Origin of the sequence: Blautia sp. MSK.20.85, assembly GCF_013317245.1 — a bacterium.
Lineage (GTDB): Bacteria > Bacillota > Clostridia > Lachnospirales > Lachnospiraceae > Blautia_A.
Window position 1 is genome coordinate 44,858 of record NZ_JAAIUN010000019.1, and the last position, 17,750, is coordinate 62,607.

At 42.8% G+C, this 17,750-nt stretch carries 16 protein-coding genes and 2 pseudogenes; 17 read left to right on the forward strand and 1 reads right to left on the reverse strand.

What is annotated here, in order from left to right:
• Window positions 1-222: 222 nt before the first annotated feature.
• The 16 genes and pseudogenes from G5B12_RS11095 to G5B12_RS18340 all read left to right on the forward strand — a co-directional run bounded on the left by G5B12_RS11095 (window position 223) and on the right by G5B12_RS18340 (window position 16,778).
• Complete coding sequence (locus G5B12_RS11095; RefSeq protein WP_174088270.1) at window positions 223-1,560, forward strand: aminotransferase class III-fold pyridoxal phosphate-dependent enzyme; 1,338 nt, start codon at window positions 223-225, stop codon at window positions 1,558-1,560.
• An 18-nt stretch (window positions 1,561-1,578) separates the two neighbouring features.
• The gene (locus tag G5B12_RS11100) at window positions 1,579-2,706 is read left to right on the forward strand and encodes an iron-containing alcohol dehydrogenase family protein (RefSeq protein WP_174088272.1); all 1,128 of its coding nucleotides are present in this window, start codon (window positions 1,579-1,581) and stop codon (window positions 2,704-2,706) included.
• 111 nt (window positions 2,707-2,817) lie between these two features.
• A complete protein-coding gene (locus tag G5B12_RS17815) occupies window positions 2,818-2,970 on the forward strand; it encodes a P-II family nitrogen regulator (RefSeq protein ID WP_255493934.1) in 153 nt (50 codons plus the stop codon).
• Window positions 2,971-2,998: 28 nt separating this feature from the next.
• Window positions 2,999-3,136: a P-II family nitrogen regulator gene (locus tag G5B12_RS17820; protein ID WP_255493935.1), complete on the forward strand. Its 138-nt coding sequence runs from the start codon at window positions 2,999-3,001 to the stop codon at window positions 3,134-3,136.
• Between the two features lie 27 nt (window positions 3,137-3,163).
• Complete coding sequence (locus tag G5B12_RS11110; protein ID WP_174088273.1) at window positions 3,164-4,699, forward strand: APC family permease; 1,536 nt, start codon at window positions 3,164-3,166, stop codon at window positions 4,697-4,699.
• 373 nt (window positions 4,700-5,072) lie between these two features.
• Window positions 5,073-7,691 (forward strand): cation-translocating P-type ATPase, encoded by a 2,619-nt coding sequence (locus tag G5B12_RS11115; protein WP_174088275.1) that lies wholly within the window; start codon window positions 5,073-5,075, stop codon window positions 7,689-7,691.
• Between the two features lie 2 nt (window positions 7,692-7,693).
• Window positions 7,694-8,908 carry an AI-2E family transporter gene (locus G5B12_RS11120; protein WP_242827006.1) on the forward strand — a complete coding sequence of 405 codons (1,215 nt, stop codon included), beginning with the start codon at window positions 7,694-7,696 and terminating at the stop codon, window positions 8,906-8,908.
• Window positions 8,909-8,967: 59 nt separating this feature from the next.
• On the forward strand, window positions 8,968-9,381 hold the full coding sequence (locus tag G5B12_RS11125; protein WP_174088277.1) for an EamA family transporter: 414 nt from the start codon (window positions 8,968-8,970) through the stop codon (window positions 9,379-9,381).
• A 37-nt stretch (window positions 9,382-9,418) separates the two neighbouring features.
• The gene (locus G5B12_RS11130; RefSeq protein ID WP_174088279.1) at window positions 9,419-11,392 is read left to right on the forward strand and encodes a bifunctional metallophosphatase/5'-nucleotidase; all 1,974 of its coding nucleotides are present in this window, start codon (window positions 9,419-9,421) and stop codon (window positions 11,390-11,392) included.
• Window positions 11,393-11,563: 171 nt separating this feature from the next.
• Window positions 11,564-11,986 carry a MarR family winged helix-turn-helix transcriptional regulator gene (locus G5B12_RS11135; RefSeq protein WP_118071909.1) on the forward strand — a complete coding sequence of 141 codons (423 nt, stop codon included), beginning with the start codon at window positions 11,564-11,566 and terminating at the stop codon, window positions 11,984-11,986.
• Between the two features lies 1 nt (window position 11,987).
• Window positions 11,988-12,245, forward strand: a complete 258-nt coding sequence (locus tag G5B12_RS18065; protein WP_330597701.1) for a hypothetical protein — start codon at window positions 11,988-11,990, stop codon at window positions 12,243-12,245.
• 642 nt (window positions 12,246-12,887) lie between these two features.
• On the forward strand, window positions 12,888-13,109 hold the full coding sequence (locus G5B12_RS11145) for a helix-turn-helix transcriptional regulator (protein ID WP_021977429.1): 222 nt from the start codon (window positions 12,888-12,890) through the stop codon (window positions 13,107-13,109).
• Window positions 13,093-13,887: a DUF3169 family protein gene (locus tag G5B12_RS11150; protein ID WP_174088281.1), complete on the forward strand. Its 795-nt coding sequence runs from the start codon at window positions 13,093-13,095 to the stop codon at window positions 13,885-13,887. Before G5B12_RS11145 ends, G5B12_RS11150 begins: the two co-directional genes overlap by 17 nt.
• 232 nt (window positions 13,888-14,119) lie before the next feature.
• Entirely contained in the window at window positions 14,120-15,166 is a 1,047-nt protein-coding gene (locus G5B12_RS11155) for a macro domain-containing protein (protein WP_174088283.1), read from the forward strand.
• A gap of 151 nt (window positions 15,167-15,317) precedes the next feature.
• Window positions 15,318-16,016, forward strand: a pseudogene (locus G5B12_RS18335) (ADP-ribosylglycohydrolase family protein); the annotation flags it as partial.
• 57 nt (window positions 16,017-16,073) lie between these two features.
• Window positions 16,074-16,778 (forward strand): vWA domain-containing protein, encoded by a 705-nt coding sequence (locus tag G5B12_RS18340; protein ID WP_174088286.1) that lies wholly within the window; start codon window positions 16,074-16,076, stop codon window positions 16,776-16,778.
• 82 nt (window positions 16,779-16,860) lie between these two features.
• On the opposite strand, the gene G5B12_RS11170 is transcribed toward G5B12_RS18340, so the two are convergent.
• Window positions 16,861-17,220, reverse strand: coding sequence for a helix-turn-helix domain-containing protein (locus tag G5B12_RS11170; RefSeq protein ID WP_021977433.1), 360 nt, complete (start codon window positions 17,218-17,220; stop codon window positions 16,861-16,863).
• Window positions 17,221-17,464: 244 nt separating this feature from the next.
• On the opposite strand from G5B12_RS11170, the pseudogene G5B12_RS11175 reads away from it, so the two are divergent.
• Window positions 17,465-17,653, forward strand: a pseudogene (locus tag G5B12_RS11175) (type II toxin-antitoxin system HicB family antitoxin); the annotation flags it as partial.
• Window positions 17,654-17,750 lie beyond the last annotated feature (97 nt).

A 17,750-nucleotide genomic window follows, 5' to 3' on the forward strand; every position in this document is an offset into this window, starting at 1 on the left:
AATAATAACGATTGTGCTGCAGCACAAAAATAATTGGATAGATGTCTATTGCAGACAGCCAGTGTCGAGAGTAATATATGACTCAGATAAGACAAAGGCGTCTGGTTCACAAATGAATGTGGGCCGGGCGCTTTTCTTATTCTACAACAAATAATAAGTTTGTTTACCGCAAAAATGAACAATATTTAAAACTGAATTACAGATAAAGAGGAGGAAGTTATTATGAGTTTAACAGGAAAAGAAGTAGCACAGATGCACAAAGATTATGTGATGCAGTCATGGGCAAGATCAGGAGCAGATACTTTACCGGTAGAAAGAGCTGAGGGAATTTATTTTTACGATTATGATGGAAAAAAATATGCAGATATGGCTTCACTTCTGGTGTGTTCCAACCTCGGACATGAGCTGCCGGAGATCGTTGAAGCGATCAAGGAACAGGCTGATAAGATGTGCTTCATGGCACCGGCATATGCATCCGAGCCTAAGAGCATGCTGGCAAAAATGCTTGTAGAAGCAGCAGGAGCAGATACATACAAGAGAGTTTTCTTCACAAATGGTGGAGCAGAATCCAATGAGAATGCTATAAAAATGGCACGCATGGTAACCGGAAGAACCAAGATCTTTTCCTGCTACAGAAGCTATCATGGAGCTACACTTGGAGCATCCAATGCTTCCGGTGACTGGAGAAGATATGCAGCAGAGATCGGTGGTGCAAATGGATTCGTACACTTTATGAACCCTCAGATGTATCGTGACGGATATACAAAAGGAGTTGATGATGCAGAGGTAACGAAGAAATATCTGGATGCGCTGGATCTGCAGCTCAGATATGAAGGCCCCGGAAATGTGGCAGCGATCCTGATGGAGTCTATAGTAGGTGCAAACGGTGTCATTCTTCCTCCAGACGGATATATGGAAGGTGTTCGTGCACTTTGTGACAAATATGGAATCCTTCTGATCTGTGATGAGGTTATGGCAGGATTTTACCGTACAGGAAAAATGTTTGCATTTATGAATTTCGACATGAAACCGGATATCATTACATTTGCAAAAGGTGTTACCTGTGGTTATGTACAGCTGGGCGGATGTATTGTAAGTAAAAAGGTTGCGGAGTATTTTGAGGAAAATGTTCTTCAGTGCGGACTTACTTACAGTGGACATACACTTGCATGTGCGGCTGGTGTAGCAGCAATGAAATATTATAAAGAACACGACATCGAGGGCCATGTAGCTGAGATGCACGAGATCGTTGCTACGTTTATGGATGAGATGGTAAAGAAGCATAAATGTATTGGTGAAGCAAGATGTATCGGTTTGTTCGGTGCACTTGAAGTAGTCAAGAATAAAGAAACCAGAGAACCGATGCAGGAATACGGCGTACCCGAACCGGTAATGCCGTGGATATTTGCAGAATTAAAGAAACGTGGCTTTGCAACCTTTGGACGTGAGAACTTTATTGAAATCTGTCCGCCACTGATCATCACGAAAGAGGAGCTGGAAGAGTATCTCCCGATCCTTGATGAAGTGCTTACAATGGTCGATGAAAAATTTTGTGACTGATAAAGCAGGAGGTAGCCTATGAACTGGGATTATCTACAGCCGGTAAAAATTCATTTCGGCAAAGGCAGAGTAAAAGAAATCAAAGAAATAGCCAGAGAGCTTGGCTGCGAAAGAGGCCTTCTGGTGGCAGGACCGTTTTTCTTTAAAAGCGGTCTTGCCGAAAAGGTCATAAAAGAGTCAGAAGGAATGATCGTTGCTTCTTTTGGAGATGTTTCTCCAAACCCGGACGTTGTAGAGGTAGATGCCTGTGCGGAAGTGATCCGGCAGAAAAATATCGGATTTGTGGTAGCACTGGGTGGAGGCAGTCCCATGGATTGTGCCAAAGCAGCTGCCAGTGTAGCTCTGACTTCGGATTCCATCCGTAAGTATCATGGAACCGGAGTAGCAATGCCGGAGAAACATCTTCCACTGATCGCAGTTCCTACGACTGCAGGAACAGGAAGTGAAGTGACCTGTGTATCAGTTCTTTCGGATCATGCAAATGGAAAAAAAGCGCCGATCGTATCAGAGGGATTTTATCCGGCAGCAGCTATCATTGATCCGGAACTTACTTATACAATGCCACCCCAGGTTACGGCAGGAACAGGAATTGATGTTCTTTCCCATGCGATCGAAGGCTATTGGAGCAAAGGTCATCAGCCGATCTGTGATGTACTTGCGATGCATGCAGCAGAACTGGTATTTAAATATGTTTACAGAGCATACAGGAAGCCCGATGATGAGAAAGCAAGGGAGAAAATGTGCGAAGCATCTTTGATCGCAGGATTGGCGTTTACTTTACCGAAAACCACTTCGTCCCATGCGTGTTCATTTCCATTGACCAATATTTATCACATCCCGCATGGCGAGGCGTGTGGCCTGACCCTGGATTATTTTATAAGAATCAATGCAAAAGGCGAAGGTGGTGAACGTGTAGAGGAATTTGCCAGAAGGATTGGATTCAAAGATGCAGAAGAGATGGCGGATGCAGTTCTTGAATTAAAGAAAAAAATGGGATTGCGGTGTGATCTGAAGGATCTGGAGCTTGATGATGATCAGATTGCAGAGCTGGTTCGCATCAGCAGACACCCGAACCTTTATAACAATCCGGTAGAGATCACAGACGAGATGCTGGATGAGATGTATCGATATCTGGCCGGAAAGTGAAAGATTTTGATTGAATATTGAAAAAAATAATGATAATATAGAGAGACGATGGAGTCCGGATACTTTGGTATCTGGGCTCTTTTTGTATTTATGGATGGGAGATGAAGGATTATGAAACTGATCACAGCAATTGTAAGACCTGAGAAAGTGATGGACGTCATCAAAGCACTGGAGCAGGAAGGATATTTTGCTTTTTCAAAATGGGCAATTTCAGGAAGAGGTAAGGAAAAAGGAATTCAGGTAGGGGATGTCCTTTATCAGTAAATGGCAAAAAACATGCTGTATATTACTGTTGGGGACAAAGAATATTATCATTAACAGTGCAAAGAGTGGGCAGTATGGACATTATGGTGATGGAAAAATTTTTGTTTCCGATATCAGTGAGGCATATACGATCAGTGAAGAAACCAGAGAAGATGATGATGAATGATATGATTGATGAAGCAGGAGGATATATATGGGTGAAAGAAATAAAAGAACAAAATTAAAAAAATCCATGGGACCTGGTTCGATCTGGGCAGTTGCAGTCGGTTCCATCATTGGATGGGGATGTTTTATACAGGGTGGTCTCTGGACAGAACGTGCAGGTGGACCGCTCCCGCTGTTTCTGGGATTTCTGGCAGGCGGTCTTTTAATGATCGTGGTATGCTACAGCTATTCTTATATGATCGCAAAATTCCCGGTAGCGGGTGGTGAATTTGCCTATGCATATAAAGGCTTTGGAAGAACTGCTTCGTACATATGCGGATGGATGCTGTCGCTTGGATATCTGTCTATTGTAGCTTTGAATGCAACGGCACTTCCGGTATTGGCATCCTATATTTTTCCTGGAGTCTTTAACAGAGGTTACCTGTATACAATTGCAGGATATGATGTATATATGGGTGAAGTCGGATTATCCCTGTTCTTTATCATACTTTTCGGGATCATGAATTACAAAGGTGCGAAATCTGTAGGAAATCTTCAGCTTGCGATGGTCCTTATCATGTGTGCAGCGGTTGTTGTATCAGTCATTGGTGTGATCGCAACAGGACATTTTGATGCTTCAAATCTGCAGCCGGCATACGGAGCCGAAGGCAAGTCTCTTGGAAGCGGTTTTGTATCTATCCTGGCATTGGCTCCGTTCCTTTATGTAGGATTTGACTGTATTCCACAGGCGGCAGAAGAATATGATTTTCCACCACAGAAGTGCAAAATGCTGATCATTTCAGCATTGATCGTAGGTGCTTTGATCTATGGTGCAATGGCACTGGTGACAGATTGTGTTGTTCCCTGGCAGCAGGTTCTGACTATGACAGATGCGAATGGAACTCTTGTAAAATGGCATACAGGTGCAGTTCTTGATCTTGCAATGGGAAAAATTGGTGTGTGCTTTGTGGCACTGGCAGTGTGCATGGGAATTTTTACCGGTATGAATGGATTTTTTATGACATCCAGCCGTCTTTTATTTGGTATGGCAAGAGTAAAAATGCTTCCGTCAGCTTTTGAAAAGGTTCATCCGGAGCATAAAACTCCGTCCATATGTGTTGGGTTTACCATGGTCATCTGCTGTATCTGCCCATTTTTCGGCAGAGAAGTGATCGGCTGGGTTGTAGATATGTGTTCCGTAGGTACTGCGTTCGGATATTTCTTTACCTGTGCAGGTGCTTATATTCTTCTGAAAAAATATGGCGATGATACAGATACAAATAAAATCCATCCGGCAGTAGCAATGGGCGGCTGTGTGATCTCTGTTGTAATATTGCTGCTCCTGATCGTGCCCGGTTCTCCAGCATTCATGGCTCCACAGTCCTTTGCAGCACTGATCGTGTGGGTGTTGATGGGAGTTACCTTCTATTTTGTTTCAAAGAAAAATTTTGCGAAAGTCACTAAGAGAGAAATGGATTATCTGATTCTTGGAAATGTGCAGGTAGTTCGAGGACTGAGAAAAGGAAAAGATCAGGGAAGAGTTGTACAGGGAAATATTGTGGCTGATCAGAGTAATAAATCTTAAAAGGTAATAAAACGGCTGCAGGCCTATAATACTTTCAGGGTAACAGAAAAACTTCCATTCAAAAAATGGGAGTTTTTCTGTTACCGGAGTATCATATTTGAAAGGTGTGATTTATAAAGTATCTTGACAGAGGTACCGATCCTGTTATACTATTAAAACTGATAAAGGGGAGTAACCTACGTTTGGAAATCTGCGTTTGCAGTGTCGTCAGTACGGTGGAAACATCCGGCGCTGCAGGGAAATGGTGAGACTTTTATTGCATTTTTTGTTGTGCAATAAGGGTTTCTTTTTTTATATCCTTTTATCAAAAAAATCCTTTATTGCATAAAAAAATTACAGTTGGTGAATATTTGCAAAAAAGGAGGCAAAGGTAATGAAAGAAATTTATCAGCAGACAGCAGAAGAAGTTCTCGAGCGTGTGGAAAGCAGGGAATCAGGGCTTACCGATGAACAGGTCAGACGGTCCAGAGAGAAGTGCGGATGGAATGAGCTTGCAGAAGGAAAGAAAAAAAGTATTTTGCAGATCTTCTTTGAACAGTATAAGGATTTTCTGGTGCTGATCCTGATCGCATCGGCAGTGATATCCGGTATGCTTGGAGATGTGGAAAGTGCAGCAGTTATCGTGATCGTTATTACGATCAATGCGATTTTGGGAACTGTGCAGACAGTAAAGGCTGAGCAGTCCCTGCAGAGTTTAAAGAAGCTTTCCGGACCGGAGGCAAAGGTATTACGTGATGGTGTGGCGGTACAGCTCCCGGCAAGAGAACTGGTTGTAGGAGATGTGATCCTTCTTGAAGCAGGTGATATGATCCCGGCCGATGGAAGACTGATTGAAAATGCAAGTCTTAAGGTCGATGAAAGTGCCCTTACCGGGGAAAGTCTTGCAGTTGAAAAGAGTATGGACACTATTTTGGAGGAAGCACCGCTTGGTGATCGGACAAATATGCTGTTTTCCGGAAGCTTTGTCACATATGGGCGTGGCAGAGCGGTTGTAACGAATGTAGGAATGCAGACAGAGGTTGGAAAGATTGCGGGACTTCTGAAATCGACTTCGGAAAAACAGACGCCACTTCAGGCGAATCTGGATGATTTTGGAAAGAAGCTTTCCATTCTGATCCTGATATTTTGCGGAATTCTGTTTGCGATCAGTGTATTCCGCGGTGAGAAGATCAGCAGTGCATTTATGTTTGCAGTAGCACTTGCAGTCGCAGCGATTCCGGAAGCTTTAAGCTCCATCGTGACGATCGTCCTTTCTTTCGGAACACAGAAGATGGCAAAGGAGCACGCGATCATTCGTAAGCTCCAGGCTGTGGAAGGTCTTGGAAGCGTTTCTGTTATCTGTTCGGATAAGACCGGAACACTCACACAGAACAAAATGACAGTAGAAGATTATTATATTGATGGAAAAAGAATCACAGCAGATGCAATTGATGTAGCAGATCCGGCGCAGAGATGTCTTTTGGACTACAGCATTTTATGTAATGATTCAACAAATGAAAATGGAGTGGAGATCGGAGATCCGACGGAAACGGCATTGATCAATCTGGGCAGCCGGTACGGAATCGAGGCTGCTGGTGTAAGAAAGCTTTATCCAAGGGAAGGAGAGCTTCCCTTTGACAGTGACCGTAAGATGATGTCAACACTTCACAGAATTGATGATGAAAACCGGATGATCGTAAAAGGTGCGGTTGACCGGCTTCTGGAGCTGACAGACAGGATCTGGACAAAGGACGGAGTTCGGGAAATCACAGAAGCAGATAAAGAAAAGATCCGGCGCCAGAATCAGGAATTTTCAATGGAAGGGTTACGGGTACTGGCATTTACCTATCGTGAAATTCCGGAGAAGCATGTATTGACGATAGAAGATGAGAACCATCTGGTATTTCTTGGCCTGATCGCTATGATGGATCCGCCGAGGGAAGAATCAAAGGCTGCAGTTGCAGAATGCATAAAAGCGGGGATTCGGCCGGTCATGATCACGGGAGATCATAAGATCACAGCAGCGGCAATCGCAAAAAGGATCGGGATCCTACATGATCTGTCAGAGGCCTGCGAAGGTGCTGATATTGAAAATATGAGTGATGAGCAGCTGAAGGAGTTTGTCCCGAATATTTCTGTGTATGCAAGAGTGTCACCGGAGCACAAGATCCGTATTGTCCGTGCATGGCAGGAGAAGGGGATGATCGTGGCAATGACCGGAGACGGTGTGAATGATGCTCCGGCATTGAAGCAGGCAGATATTGGTGTTGCAATGGGAGTGACCGGAACCGAGGTCGCAAAGGATGCCGCAGCAATGGTGCTTACAGATGATAATTTTGCAACAATTGTAAAAGCAGTGGAAAACGGACGAAATTTATATCAGAATATCAAGTATGCGATCCAGTTTCTTCTGTCAGGAAACTTTGGTGCGATCCTGGCAGTTCTTTGTGCATCCCTTGCAGGACTTCCGGTTCCCTTTGCACCGGTACATCTGCTGTTTATCAATCTTTTGACAGACAGCCTTCCGGCGATTGCATTAGGCGTGGAGCCGCACAGCAGTGAGGTGATGAATGAGAAACCAAGATCAGCAGACGAGTCAATACTGACAAAGGATTTTCTTGGTAAAATCGGTCTGGAAGGACTGGTGATCGGTATGATGACGATGATAGGATTTTTGACAGGATATCATCAGAATGGTGCACTGCTTGGCAGTACTTATGCCTTCGGAACACTTTGTCTGGCACGTCTGTTCCATGGATTCAACTGCAAATCGGATCATCCGGTTATCTTTACAAAACGTTTCTTTAATAATAAATGGCTTCAGGGAGCATTTGTACTTGGGGCAGTACTCATTACCGTTGTACTGACGGTTCCAGGATTTCATCTCCTGTTTAAAGTAGAGACGTTGGATCTGATGCAGCTTGGCTGTGTATATCTGTATGCGTTTGCAAGTCTTCCGATCATTCAGCTGCTTAAATGGATACGCATGAAATTAAGAAAAAGAGGAGAATGATAGTGGATATAAGTAAAATATCTGTAAAAAAAATCCGAGAGCTTATTGTGTTTACAGCATTTCTTGTGGTCGCCCTGTGGAAGTTTGATGTGGTGCTCGATGTGCTGAAAGCAATATGGGGGATCGCATTTCCTTTTGTACTTGGCGGAGCGATCGCATTTGTGACCAACGTGCCAATGAGCTTTTTAGAAAAGAAAATTTTTGGAAGGGTAAAAAAAGAAAATAAGATAGGTGCAAAACTGGCAAGACCGATAAGTCTGTTCCTTACGATCGTATTTGCGGTTGGCGTGATCGTACTGGTGATGTTTGGTGTGATCCCGCAGCTTACGCGGACAATGGGAACTCTGATGATGAGTATCGCTGATTTTATTCCGCAGATGCAAAGCTGGATCCGGGAATTCTCCCATAATAACCAGGAAATCATGAAGCTGGTAGATCAGGTACAGTTTAATCCGGATCAGGCGATCAAGTGGGGGATAAGCCTTCTTGGAAACGGTGCAGGAAATATGATGAATACCACAATGTCAGCAGTGGGTTCCATAGTCAGTGGATTGGCAACCTTTTTTATTGCTTTTTCATTTGCCTGCTATGTCCTTTTTCAGAAGGAGAAGCTGCATGTGCAGATCCGAAAAGTATTTTTTGCTTTTCTCCCAAAGAAAAAGGCAGATGCTTTTCTTAAAGTCTGTTCTCTGACTTATCGGACATTTGCAAATTTTCTTGCAGGTCAGTGTCTGGAAGCTGTGATCCTCGGTTGTATGTTTGTTGTGATACTGAGTATTTTGAGGATGCCATATGCACTTTTGATCGGAGTTTTGATTGCGTTTACCGCATTGATTCCGATTTTCGGGGCCTTCATCGGGTGTGCGGTGGGAAGCTTTTTGATCTTTATGGTAAATCCGAAACAGGCAATTTTATTTATTATAGTATTTCTAGTGCTGCAGCAGATCGAGGGAAATCTGATCTATCCTCATGTTGTGGGTGAATCTGTAGGACTTCCGTCGATCTGGGTTCTTGCAGCAGTTACGATCGGCGGAAACCTTATGGGAATTGTAGGTATGCTTGTTTTCATTCCGCTGCTTTCCGTGTTCTATACTATCTTTCGGGAATTCGTATATCTGCGCCTGAAGAAAAAGCATATCAAACAGGTGACAAAGACAGAAATAGAGGAATATACGGCGGAGGAAATTGTAAATAGTGACATATCAGAGGGGAAATGATATGATGGACTTGTATTGGGATAGTTAAGAAAATCTTATATTTAAGTGGGGGAGTTACTATGTGGTTTGTGTTTGCCTTGCTGTCTGCTGTATTTGCGGCGCTGACCTCCATACTGGCCAAGATAGGTATTGTCGGTGTTAATTCGAATCTTGCAACAGCGATTCGAACGATGGTGGTGCTGGTTATGGCGTGGGGAATGGTTTTCCTCACAAATACCCAGGGCGGGATCGCAGCGATCAGCAAAAAAAGCTGGCTGTTTCTGACCCTTTCAGGTCTGGCAACGGGTGCTTCGTGGTTATGCTATTATCGTGCTCTGCAGATAGGCGATGCATCGAAGGTTGTGCCGATAGACAAGCTGAGTGTTGTGATCACACTGGTACTGGCATTTGTTTTTTTGCATGAGAAATTCACAGCAAAATCGATGATGGGATGTATTTTGATCGGTGTGGGAACATTATTGATGGTTTTGTGAAAAGGCATAAGAAAACTATATACAAAAGGAGAGTGTTATGAAAACACGAAAGAAAATTTCAGCAAGGCTGCTGGCGATCATGCTTATTGCTGCATTGCTGCTTCCTCTTGCATGGAATGTCCCGGTGGAAGCAGCCGAGGCAAAACAGATCGATGTTTTGTTCAGCCATGATACACATTCGCATTTGAACAGCTTTTCAACCATCGTAGATGGAGAGCAAAAAGAAGTTGGCGGATTTGCAAGGATCAAAACCCTGATCGATGAAAAGAAGCAGGAAGATCCGGACACCCTGGTGCTGGATGGCGGCGATTTTTCCATGGGAACCCTGATTCAGACCGTATACGAAACGGAGGCGGCAGAGCTTCGGATGCTGGGATATCTGGGGTATGATGTGACGACTCTGGGGAATCATGAATATGATTATCGTTCAAAGGGACTGGCAAATATGCTGGAGGCTGCGAAGGCTTCCGGTGAGACAGTGCCGGCACTGGTAGTGTGCAACGTGGACTGGGACAGCATGGAGCAGGATGGATTAAGCGATGGTCAGAAGCAGATCCGGTCGGCATTTGAAGCCTACGGTGTGAAGGATTATGTAGTAGTTCAAAAAGGAGATGTAAAGGCTGCAGTAGTCGGTGTGTTCGGTAAGGATGCCCTGGAATGTGCACCGACCTGTGAATTAAAGTTCAAGGATCCGGTTGAGGCCGTAAAACAGACGGTAGAAGAGATCCGAAAAAATGAAAAAGTGGATATGATCGCTTGTGTGTCCCATGGAGGAACCTGGGAGGATGAGAACAAATCGGAGGATGAGATCCTTGCAAAAGAGGTGCCGGATATCGACTTGATCATCAGCGGACATACGCACACAGAGCTGAAAGAGGCAATTCAGCATGGGAACACATATATCGTATCCTGCGGCGAATACGGAAGAAATCTGGGATCACTTTCCATGACACAGAAACAGGACGGACGGTGGGAGCTGACATCCTATGAGCTGATCCCTGTTTCTGAGGATGTAAAACCGGACCAGGCGACACAGGAACAGATCGATGCCCTGATGGATACGGTGGATAAGAATTATCTTGCCGATTTCGGCTATACAAGGGAAGAGGTTCTTGCTGAAAATGATGTTGAATTCAACAGTCTGGAAGAAATGGGCACGAAGCACGAAGAGTTGAATCTTGGTGATATCATGTCCGATGCATACATATATGCAGTGGAAAATTCCGAGTATTATGATGGTGATCCGGTTGATGTAGCCGTTGTTCCAAGCGGAACCGTGCGGGATACATACACAAAGGGCGATATCACAGTAGAGGATGTTTTTAATTCCTTTTCACTGGGGATCGGAAAGGACGGTGTTGCCGGATATCCGCTGATCAGTGCATACCTGACCGGAAAAGAGCTGAAGCTGGCAGCGGAGGTGGACGCTTCTGTATCAGATTTTATGACAACGGCAAGGTTATATTGCAGTGGATTGAATTTTGCATACAATCCACATCGGATGATCCTGAATAAGGTGACAGATTGTTATCTCACCAGGGCAGACGGAGAACGGATCGAAATCCAGGATGATAAGCTGTATCATGTTGTGACAGATCTGTATACCGGCCAGATGCTTGGTTCTGTGATGAAAATGTCCTATGGACTGTTGTCTCTTGAACCGAAGGACAGGGATGGGAATCCCATTGAAAATCTGGAAGATCAGGCGATCATGGAGGATGACAGGGAATTAAAGGCCTGGGATGCGATCGCAAGATATATGCAGTCCTTTGAGGATACAGACGGCGACGGAATTGCCAATGTGCCGGAGTATTATGAGACGACACATGGACGTAAGGTTGTGGAGGACAGCAGAAATATCATTGATCTGGTGAAGCAGCCGAATAAGTTTTCGGCAATGATCGCAGGTATTTGTCTGATCTTTATTGTGATCATTGTGCTTGTGGTATTTCTGATCCGAAGGATGATCCGCAGGATCAAAGTCAGAAAAGGAAAGAGAAATTCAAAATAAATATACGGCTGAGAAGAAAGCTGTCGCTTTAGCGGTTGATAGATCGCAAAGCGGCAGCTTTTATTTGTGGCAGATATATAAATGGTGAAAGAAGATATTTTATAGTTGACAAATAGAGAACAATACTATACAATCGTTCTAAATAGAACGAAAAAGATATGGAGGAAGGCTATGTTTTTCTGGGATCAGCATAAAACGATAACAAGCTGTTATGAAAAAGTCACAGGGAGTGTATGTGAGAAATATCAGCTGACGCATATGGAATATGATATCCTTATGTTTTTACACAACAATCCACAGCATAATACTGCGGCTGAGATCGTTAAAGTCCGTAAGTCGACGAAATCCCACGTGTCCTCTTCTCTGAAAAATCTGGAGAGCAGAGGTCTGATCGAAAGGATCCAGAGTGCGGATAATAAGAAGCATATCGAGATCGTTTTATTAAATAAGGCATATCGGATCATTGAAGATGGAATAAAAGCACAGAAGGAATTTGCAAAAATCGCTTTGGACGGCCTGACAGTGGAAGAGAAGCGTATTTGTAAAGAGGTATTTCATAAGATCTGCGAAAATGCGGATAAATATATGAGGTGAGATGATGAAAAAGAGATTTCATGTAAAGAAAAGGACTCTTTTGCTGATCGCGGGTATTGTATGGCTGATTGCCGGATTTAATGTTGCCAGACTTGGGATATTATCATACCGGGTGATCGATCGGAAGTGGTATCTGTATCTGTTTTCGGTCGTTGTACTTTTTATGTTTGGCATGATGTTTTATAAGATGAGCAAAAAGCATACAAAAAGGATCCTGGGATATGAGAGCCACCGTCCGTTCTGGCATTTTTTGATCTGAAAGCATATCTGATCATGACATGTATGATGAGCGGAGGAATTGGTTTCAGGGCAGCGGGAATATTCCCTGATATCTTCGTTGCTTTTTTCTATTCCGGTCTCGGCTGTGCACTGGCCCTGGCGGGGGTGGTATTTACCAGAAATTATTTTTGTTATAAACAATTGATCGTAAAGGCTGCAGGAACGAGTAGTTCCTGCAGCCTTTATTTAGTGTCAGATGAAAGTCTGTGAGTTGAAAAGTGCTATTATATATTGTTTTATGCCAAAAGACGATGAGATTAGTTTCATCGCCTTTTTTATATTGGATAAGATTAATTTGTGCTATTATTTATTGTAAAATTAATAAGACGTATTGACAAAGAAAAAATAATAGAATATACTACCATGTCCGACAAAGTAAATGAATTCGCTGTCAGCCTCTTCATGAGGCTGTGGGTTGAAATGCAACAGGTATAATATGATCTACGAATACATTTGTCATTCCCTTCGCGAAGTTGTGAGTTAAATGCATAAAACTATCCTTGAAAAAAATGACAACAATATTTGTCAAAAACATATTGACAAGTAAAGTTGTCAATGCTAAGATAAAACCATGAAATGACAAGAAAACTTGTCAAAACAAACAGCAAAAGGAGGGCCTGAATTGCCACTGTTAAATCGTCTAAAAGAATACCGTTCCAGCCAGGGGATTAATCAGACTGAGCTGGGGAAGTTGGCGGGGGTGTCCAGGCAGACGATCAGCTTGATCGAGAGAGGCGATTATTCACCGTCTGTAACACTGGCGCTTAAGATCGCCCGGATCTTTCAGGTAAGTGTAGAGGACATTTTCATGTATGAGGAGGATGAAGATGAAACAGGAGAATAAGACAAAAAGTGTTAAGAAATTCAGTATAAAAATGCTTCTGGCAATGGTGTTTGGAGGTGTGCTTGGAGGCTTTTTCGGTGTTTTTATGTATTATTTTCATGGAGATCTGGAAGCATTTCTGACAACGTGGACTAAGATGGTTCAGAGTATATTGGTTCCGGGTTTGCTGATAGTAAATATTGTTTCCATTCTGGCTGGAGAATTTTGCCTGTGGAAACTGAAAACGGTTTGTGACAGAATAGCTACAGCGGAAGATGAGGAAGCAGATCTTGTCAGCTATCAGGAGGAAAAATATGGAGCCATTCTGCAGTGTGTCAATGCTGTTTCACAGGTACTCTGCATTTTTCTTCTTGCAAATGGATACCAGATAGGATATATCGAATCCAGTAATAAAAATGCGATTAATATTCTCATTGCCTGTGGGCTGTTTGTAGCTTGTTTCTTTTATAATGGAATCATGCAGGCCAGATATATCAAGCTGCTTCAGACAGTGCATCCGGAAAAAAGAGGAGATATTTCCTCCAGGAAATTTCAGCAGCAGTGGCTGGAGAGCTGCGATGAGGCGGAGAAGGAAGTTATCTATCAGAGTTCTTACAAGACTTATATTTTTATGAGCAAAGCCATCGGGCTGTTGCTGATCGTTACAATGTTATCCCATCTGTTTTTCAAAACAGGTATCATGGCAATCCTGGTGGTTGGCGTGATGTACCTGGTTCTGGTTGGGAAGTACAGTTGTTCCTGTGTGAGTATGCGTAAGGACCGGATTTTGAGATCGTGAAATATATAGAATTATTATGGCTGGATCAGATGTAAAATCTGGTTCAGCTTTTTTGTCATGGAAAATTATTTCGTAATATTCCAGTGGCATAAAAAAGCTCTTGTGGCAGGAGCACACTACGGAAGAAAAATAGATATCGCTGAAATATCGGTTTATGGTATGATAAGAAAAGAGATAATTAGTCCAGGAAATATTATATTCATAAACGTGAATAACAGAAAGAAGGTATGCTATGCCATTTAAGATCATACAGAATGACATCAAAAAAATTACAGCGGATATCATTGTAAATACGGCGAATCCCAATCCAGTTTACGGCAGTGGCACGGATTATGCGATTTATAAGGCGGCAGGAAAATCACAGTTACTTCGGGCAAGGTGGAAGATCGGAAAAATCCGTCGGGGAGAGATTGCGGTAACGGATGCGTATAATCTTTCCGCAAAGTATATCATCCATACCGTTGGGCCTGTATGGAAGGGGGGAAAATCTCATGAATTTGAAATACTGGAAAGTTGTTACTGGAAATCTCTGAAAAAAGCAGCAGAGCTGAATTGTGAAAGTATCGCGTTTCCGCTGATCGCAACGGGTGTGTATGGATTTCCGAAAGATATGGCTCTTGAGATCGCAGTTTCTACATTCAGTAAATTTCTTGCTGAGCATGAGATGAATATCATTCTTGCGGTATTTGACAAAGAATCATTTCAGCTTTCCAGTCAGATTGTAGATGTTGTAGATTCTTACATTGATGAAAATTATGTGAATCAAAATTATGCGGCAGAATATTCTCAACCATTTCGCCGGGACAGAAGATCAGAGTATGAGAATCGAAACGGTTATCCTGCGGATCGATTTCCAGAAGAAAATTTTTATGAGGCATCTTTTTCCAATGAAGCATTGGGATGGGGAGCGATGTCCCTGGAGGAGCAGTTGAATCAGATCGGACCGAGTTTTCATGAAAAACTGTTCGAGCTGATAGAAAGATCGGGAATGGATAATAAGGATGTGTGGAAAGCGGCCAATCTTGACAGGAAGCATTTTTCAAAAATCCAGTGTGACAGCCATTATCATCCGAAGAAAAAAACAGTTATGGCATTGTGTATTGCGCTGAAATTAAATCTGGAACAGGCAAAAGATCTTCTGGCGAGAGCAGACTGGGCATTCAGCCCAAGCAGTAAGGTGGATCTGATCGTGCAGAAAGCGCTTATAGACAGACAGTATGATATCATGCAGTTGAATACGGTTTTGTTTAAATACACAAATGAAATACTGGGAGTCTGAATGCAGCAAAGTGGAGTGCAAATGGATATTTTATTCCTATCTTATAAAAATGTCGCCGGTTCAGCGACCATACTGGTATAAAACCCGTGTATTATAAAATCACAATAAAAAAACAAGATTACCGGATTGGTTCCGGGGACAGGAGGCATATATGTACGGTGCGATTTTAGGAGATATTATTGGAAGTCCATTTGAATTTGACAGAGGCGATAAGACAAAAGATTTTGAACTGTTTTCATGGGGATGTCGTTTTACAGATGATTCTGTAATGACAATCGCGGTGGCAGAAGCTTTAATGGAAACCGGAATAAATGCGGATGAAGAAACAATTGAAAATGCTGTTCAGAATCAGATGCGTAAATGGGGAAGACGATATCCAAGAGCAGGGTATGGCGGAAGATTTCGTCAGTGGCTTATGGCGGATCATCCGGAACCTTATGGAAGCTATGGAAATGGTTCTGCGATGCGTGTGTCGGCAGCAGGATGGTTATATCCGGATCTGGAACAGACCCGGGCAGCAGCAAGGGCAACAGCAAAGGTGACACATAATCATCCGGAAGGAATTAAAGGTGCTGAGGCAACGGCCAGCTGTATTTTTCTTGCCCGAAATGGAAAGTCAAAGGAAGAGATCCGGGAATATGTAACAGGAGAATTTCATTATAATCTGAACAGAACGTTGGATGAGATCAGGCCATTTTATCATCATGTGGAAAGTTGTCAGGAAACAGTACCGGAAGCGATCATTGCTTTTCTGGAAGCAGGGGATTTCGAAGATACTGTGAGAAATGCAGTTTCTATTGGTGGTGATACAGATACTCTGGCGGCTATTGCGGGTAGTATTGCAGAAGCTTTTTATGGAGTGCCGGAGGAGCTGCGGGAAGAATGCAGGAAGAGAATTCCGGGCAATATGAGAAAAGTCCTTAACCAGTTTGATAGGGAACTTGGCAGGGAGTGCGAGAGGGAAGAGACGACAGAAATTGTATTTATCCTTGACAGAAGCGGTTCTATGGCAGGACTTGAGAGAGATACGGTTGGGGGATTTAATTCCATGATCGAAAAGCAGAAAAAAGAAAAAGGTTCTGTGTTGGTTTCTACGGTGCTTTTTGATAATACGGCAGAAGTTCTTCATGACAGGGTAGATTTAGAGAAGATCAGGCCCTTAACAGAAAAAGAGTATTTTGTGGGAGGATGTACTGCACTTCTGGATGCTGTCGGAGGGGCAATCCATCATATTGGAAATGTACATAAATATGCCAGAATGGAGGATGTGCCGGAGCGTACATTATTTGTTATCATAACAGACGGGGAAGAAAATGCCAGTCGTTATTACAGTGCCAAAAAGGTGAAAGGAATGATCGAGCGTCAGAAATCCAGATATGGCTGGGAGTTCCTTTTTCTGGGAGCAAACATAGATGCGGTACAAACGGCAGGAAGATTTGGCATCAGTGAAGACAGAGCGGTAAATTATAATTGTGACAGCAGAGGAACTATGCTGAATTACCAGGTGATCGGAGAAGCGATTTCTGTATTCAGAAATGATGCGCGTATTGATGAAAGCTGGAAAAGGCAGATTGATGAGGACTACAAAAAACGGAGAAGTAACTGGGAATAAATCAGGCAGAAGAAGGGAGTTATTTTCTATATTTATAATGGATATTTTCCCTATATAAGAAAAATATATCAGAGGAACCGTTCTATTTACAGGACAGTTCCTCAGTTTTTTTGTATGAAAGTTCCCTGACATAAGTAAAAATCCTGCTTCTCAGTTCCTGGTCTGTCTGCATCGTCTGTACCAGTTCATACAGTTCCGGTGATTCGGAACGGGAGATGATGATCTGATCGGCTTCCATCTGGTCAGATATTCCATATAAAAAATCTACATTACAATGAAAAGTCTGTGCGATAAAACATGCAGATTGGTAGGAGGGCTCACGCTCTCCACGTTCGTAACGGCCGTATGCCATAGCCGAAATATTCAGCTGGCGTGCGGCTTCTGCTTTATTGATATTCAGGGACGTTCGAAGCTGGATCAGCCTTTCCGGACAAAAATTCATAAAATTCACCTCTTGATATTAACCAACGGTTATGATAATATATAGAACAATACTAACCAATGGTTATTATAAACGAAAAGATCAGATATTACAAGAGTGAAAAAAGAAAACGTTGTATATAGGATTTTTACTTTCTTTTTATGTCAGCTTCCTTGAGAGGCTGTGAGTTGAAATGGCCGAAAAGACGGAATAGCGATCTACCAGCTGGTAAGACAAATAGTCGAAAGTGAGACCGAGAATAAAAATGAAAACGCTGAATGATTATATGGAAATGCCCTATCGTATGGAAATTATAGAAGATAAGGAAGAGGGAGGATTTGTGGCTTTTTATCCTGATTTGCCAGGGTGCATTACCTGCGGTGAAACTGTTGAAATTGCGGTAGCAAATGCATTGGATGCAAAAAAGGCATGGATTGAAGCAATGATGGAAGAGGAACATCACGACAAACGCATGAGTAAATAAATTGTGAACACCCCCCTTTTCTAGTAAAATAAAAGAAAAAGGGGTGTTATTTATGCAGGAATTATTA

Coding starts and splice junctions, on each gene's coding strand:
- G5B12_RS11170 (WP_021977433.1), bottom strand. CDS start 17,220: ATGAATTTTTGTCCGGAAAGGCTGATCCAGCTTCGAACGTCCCTGAAT.
- G5B12_RS11150 (WP_174088281.1), top strand. CDS start 13,093: ATGAAACAGGAGAATAAGACAAAAAGTGTTAAGAAATTCAGTATAAAA.
- G5B12_RS11110 (WP_174088273.1), top strand. CDS start 3,164: ATGGGTGAAAGAAATAAAAGAACAAAATTAAAAAAATCCATGGGACCT.
- G5B12_RS11095 (WP_174088270.1), top strand. CDS start 223: ATGAGTTTAACAGGAAAAGAAGTAGCACAGATGCACAAAGATTATGTG.
- G5B12_RS11100 (WP_174088272.1), top strand. CDS start 1,579: ATGAACTGGGATTATCTACAGCCGGTAAAAATTCATTTCGGCAAAGGC.
- G5B12_RS17815 (WP_255493934.1), top strand. CDS start 2,818: ATGAAACTGATCACAGCAATTGTAAGACCTGAGAAAGTGATGGACGTC.
- G5B12_RS18065 (WP_330597701.1), top strand. CDS start 11,988: ATGATGAAAAAGAGATTTCATGTAAAGAAAAGGACTCTTTTGCTGATC.
- G5B12_RS11115 (WP_174088275.1), top strand. CDS start 5,073: ATGAAAGAAATTTATCAGCAGACAGCAGAAGAAGTTCTCGAGCGTGTG.
- G5B12_RS11130 (WP_174088279.1), top strand. CDS start 9,419: ATGAAAACACGAAAGAAAATTTCAGCAAGGCTGCTGGCGATCATGCTT.
- G5B12_RS18340 (WP_174088286.1), top strand. CDS start 16,074: ATGAGAAAAGTCCTTAACCAGTTTGATAGGGAACTTGGCAGGGAGTGC.
- G5B12_RS11125 (WP_174088277.1), top strand. CDS start 8,968: ATGTGGTTTGTGTTTGCCTTGCTGTCTGCTGTATTTGCGGCGCTGACC.
- G5B12_RS11155 (WP_174088283.1), top strand. CDS start 14,120: ATGCCATTTAAGATCATACAGAATGACATCAAAAAAATTACAGCGGAT.
- G5B12_RS11135 (WP_118071909.1), top strand. CDS start 11,564: ATGTTTTTCTGGGATCAGCATAAAACGATAACAAGCTGTTATGAAAAA.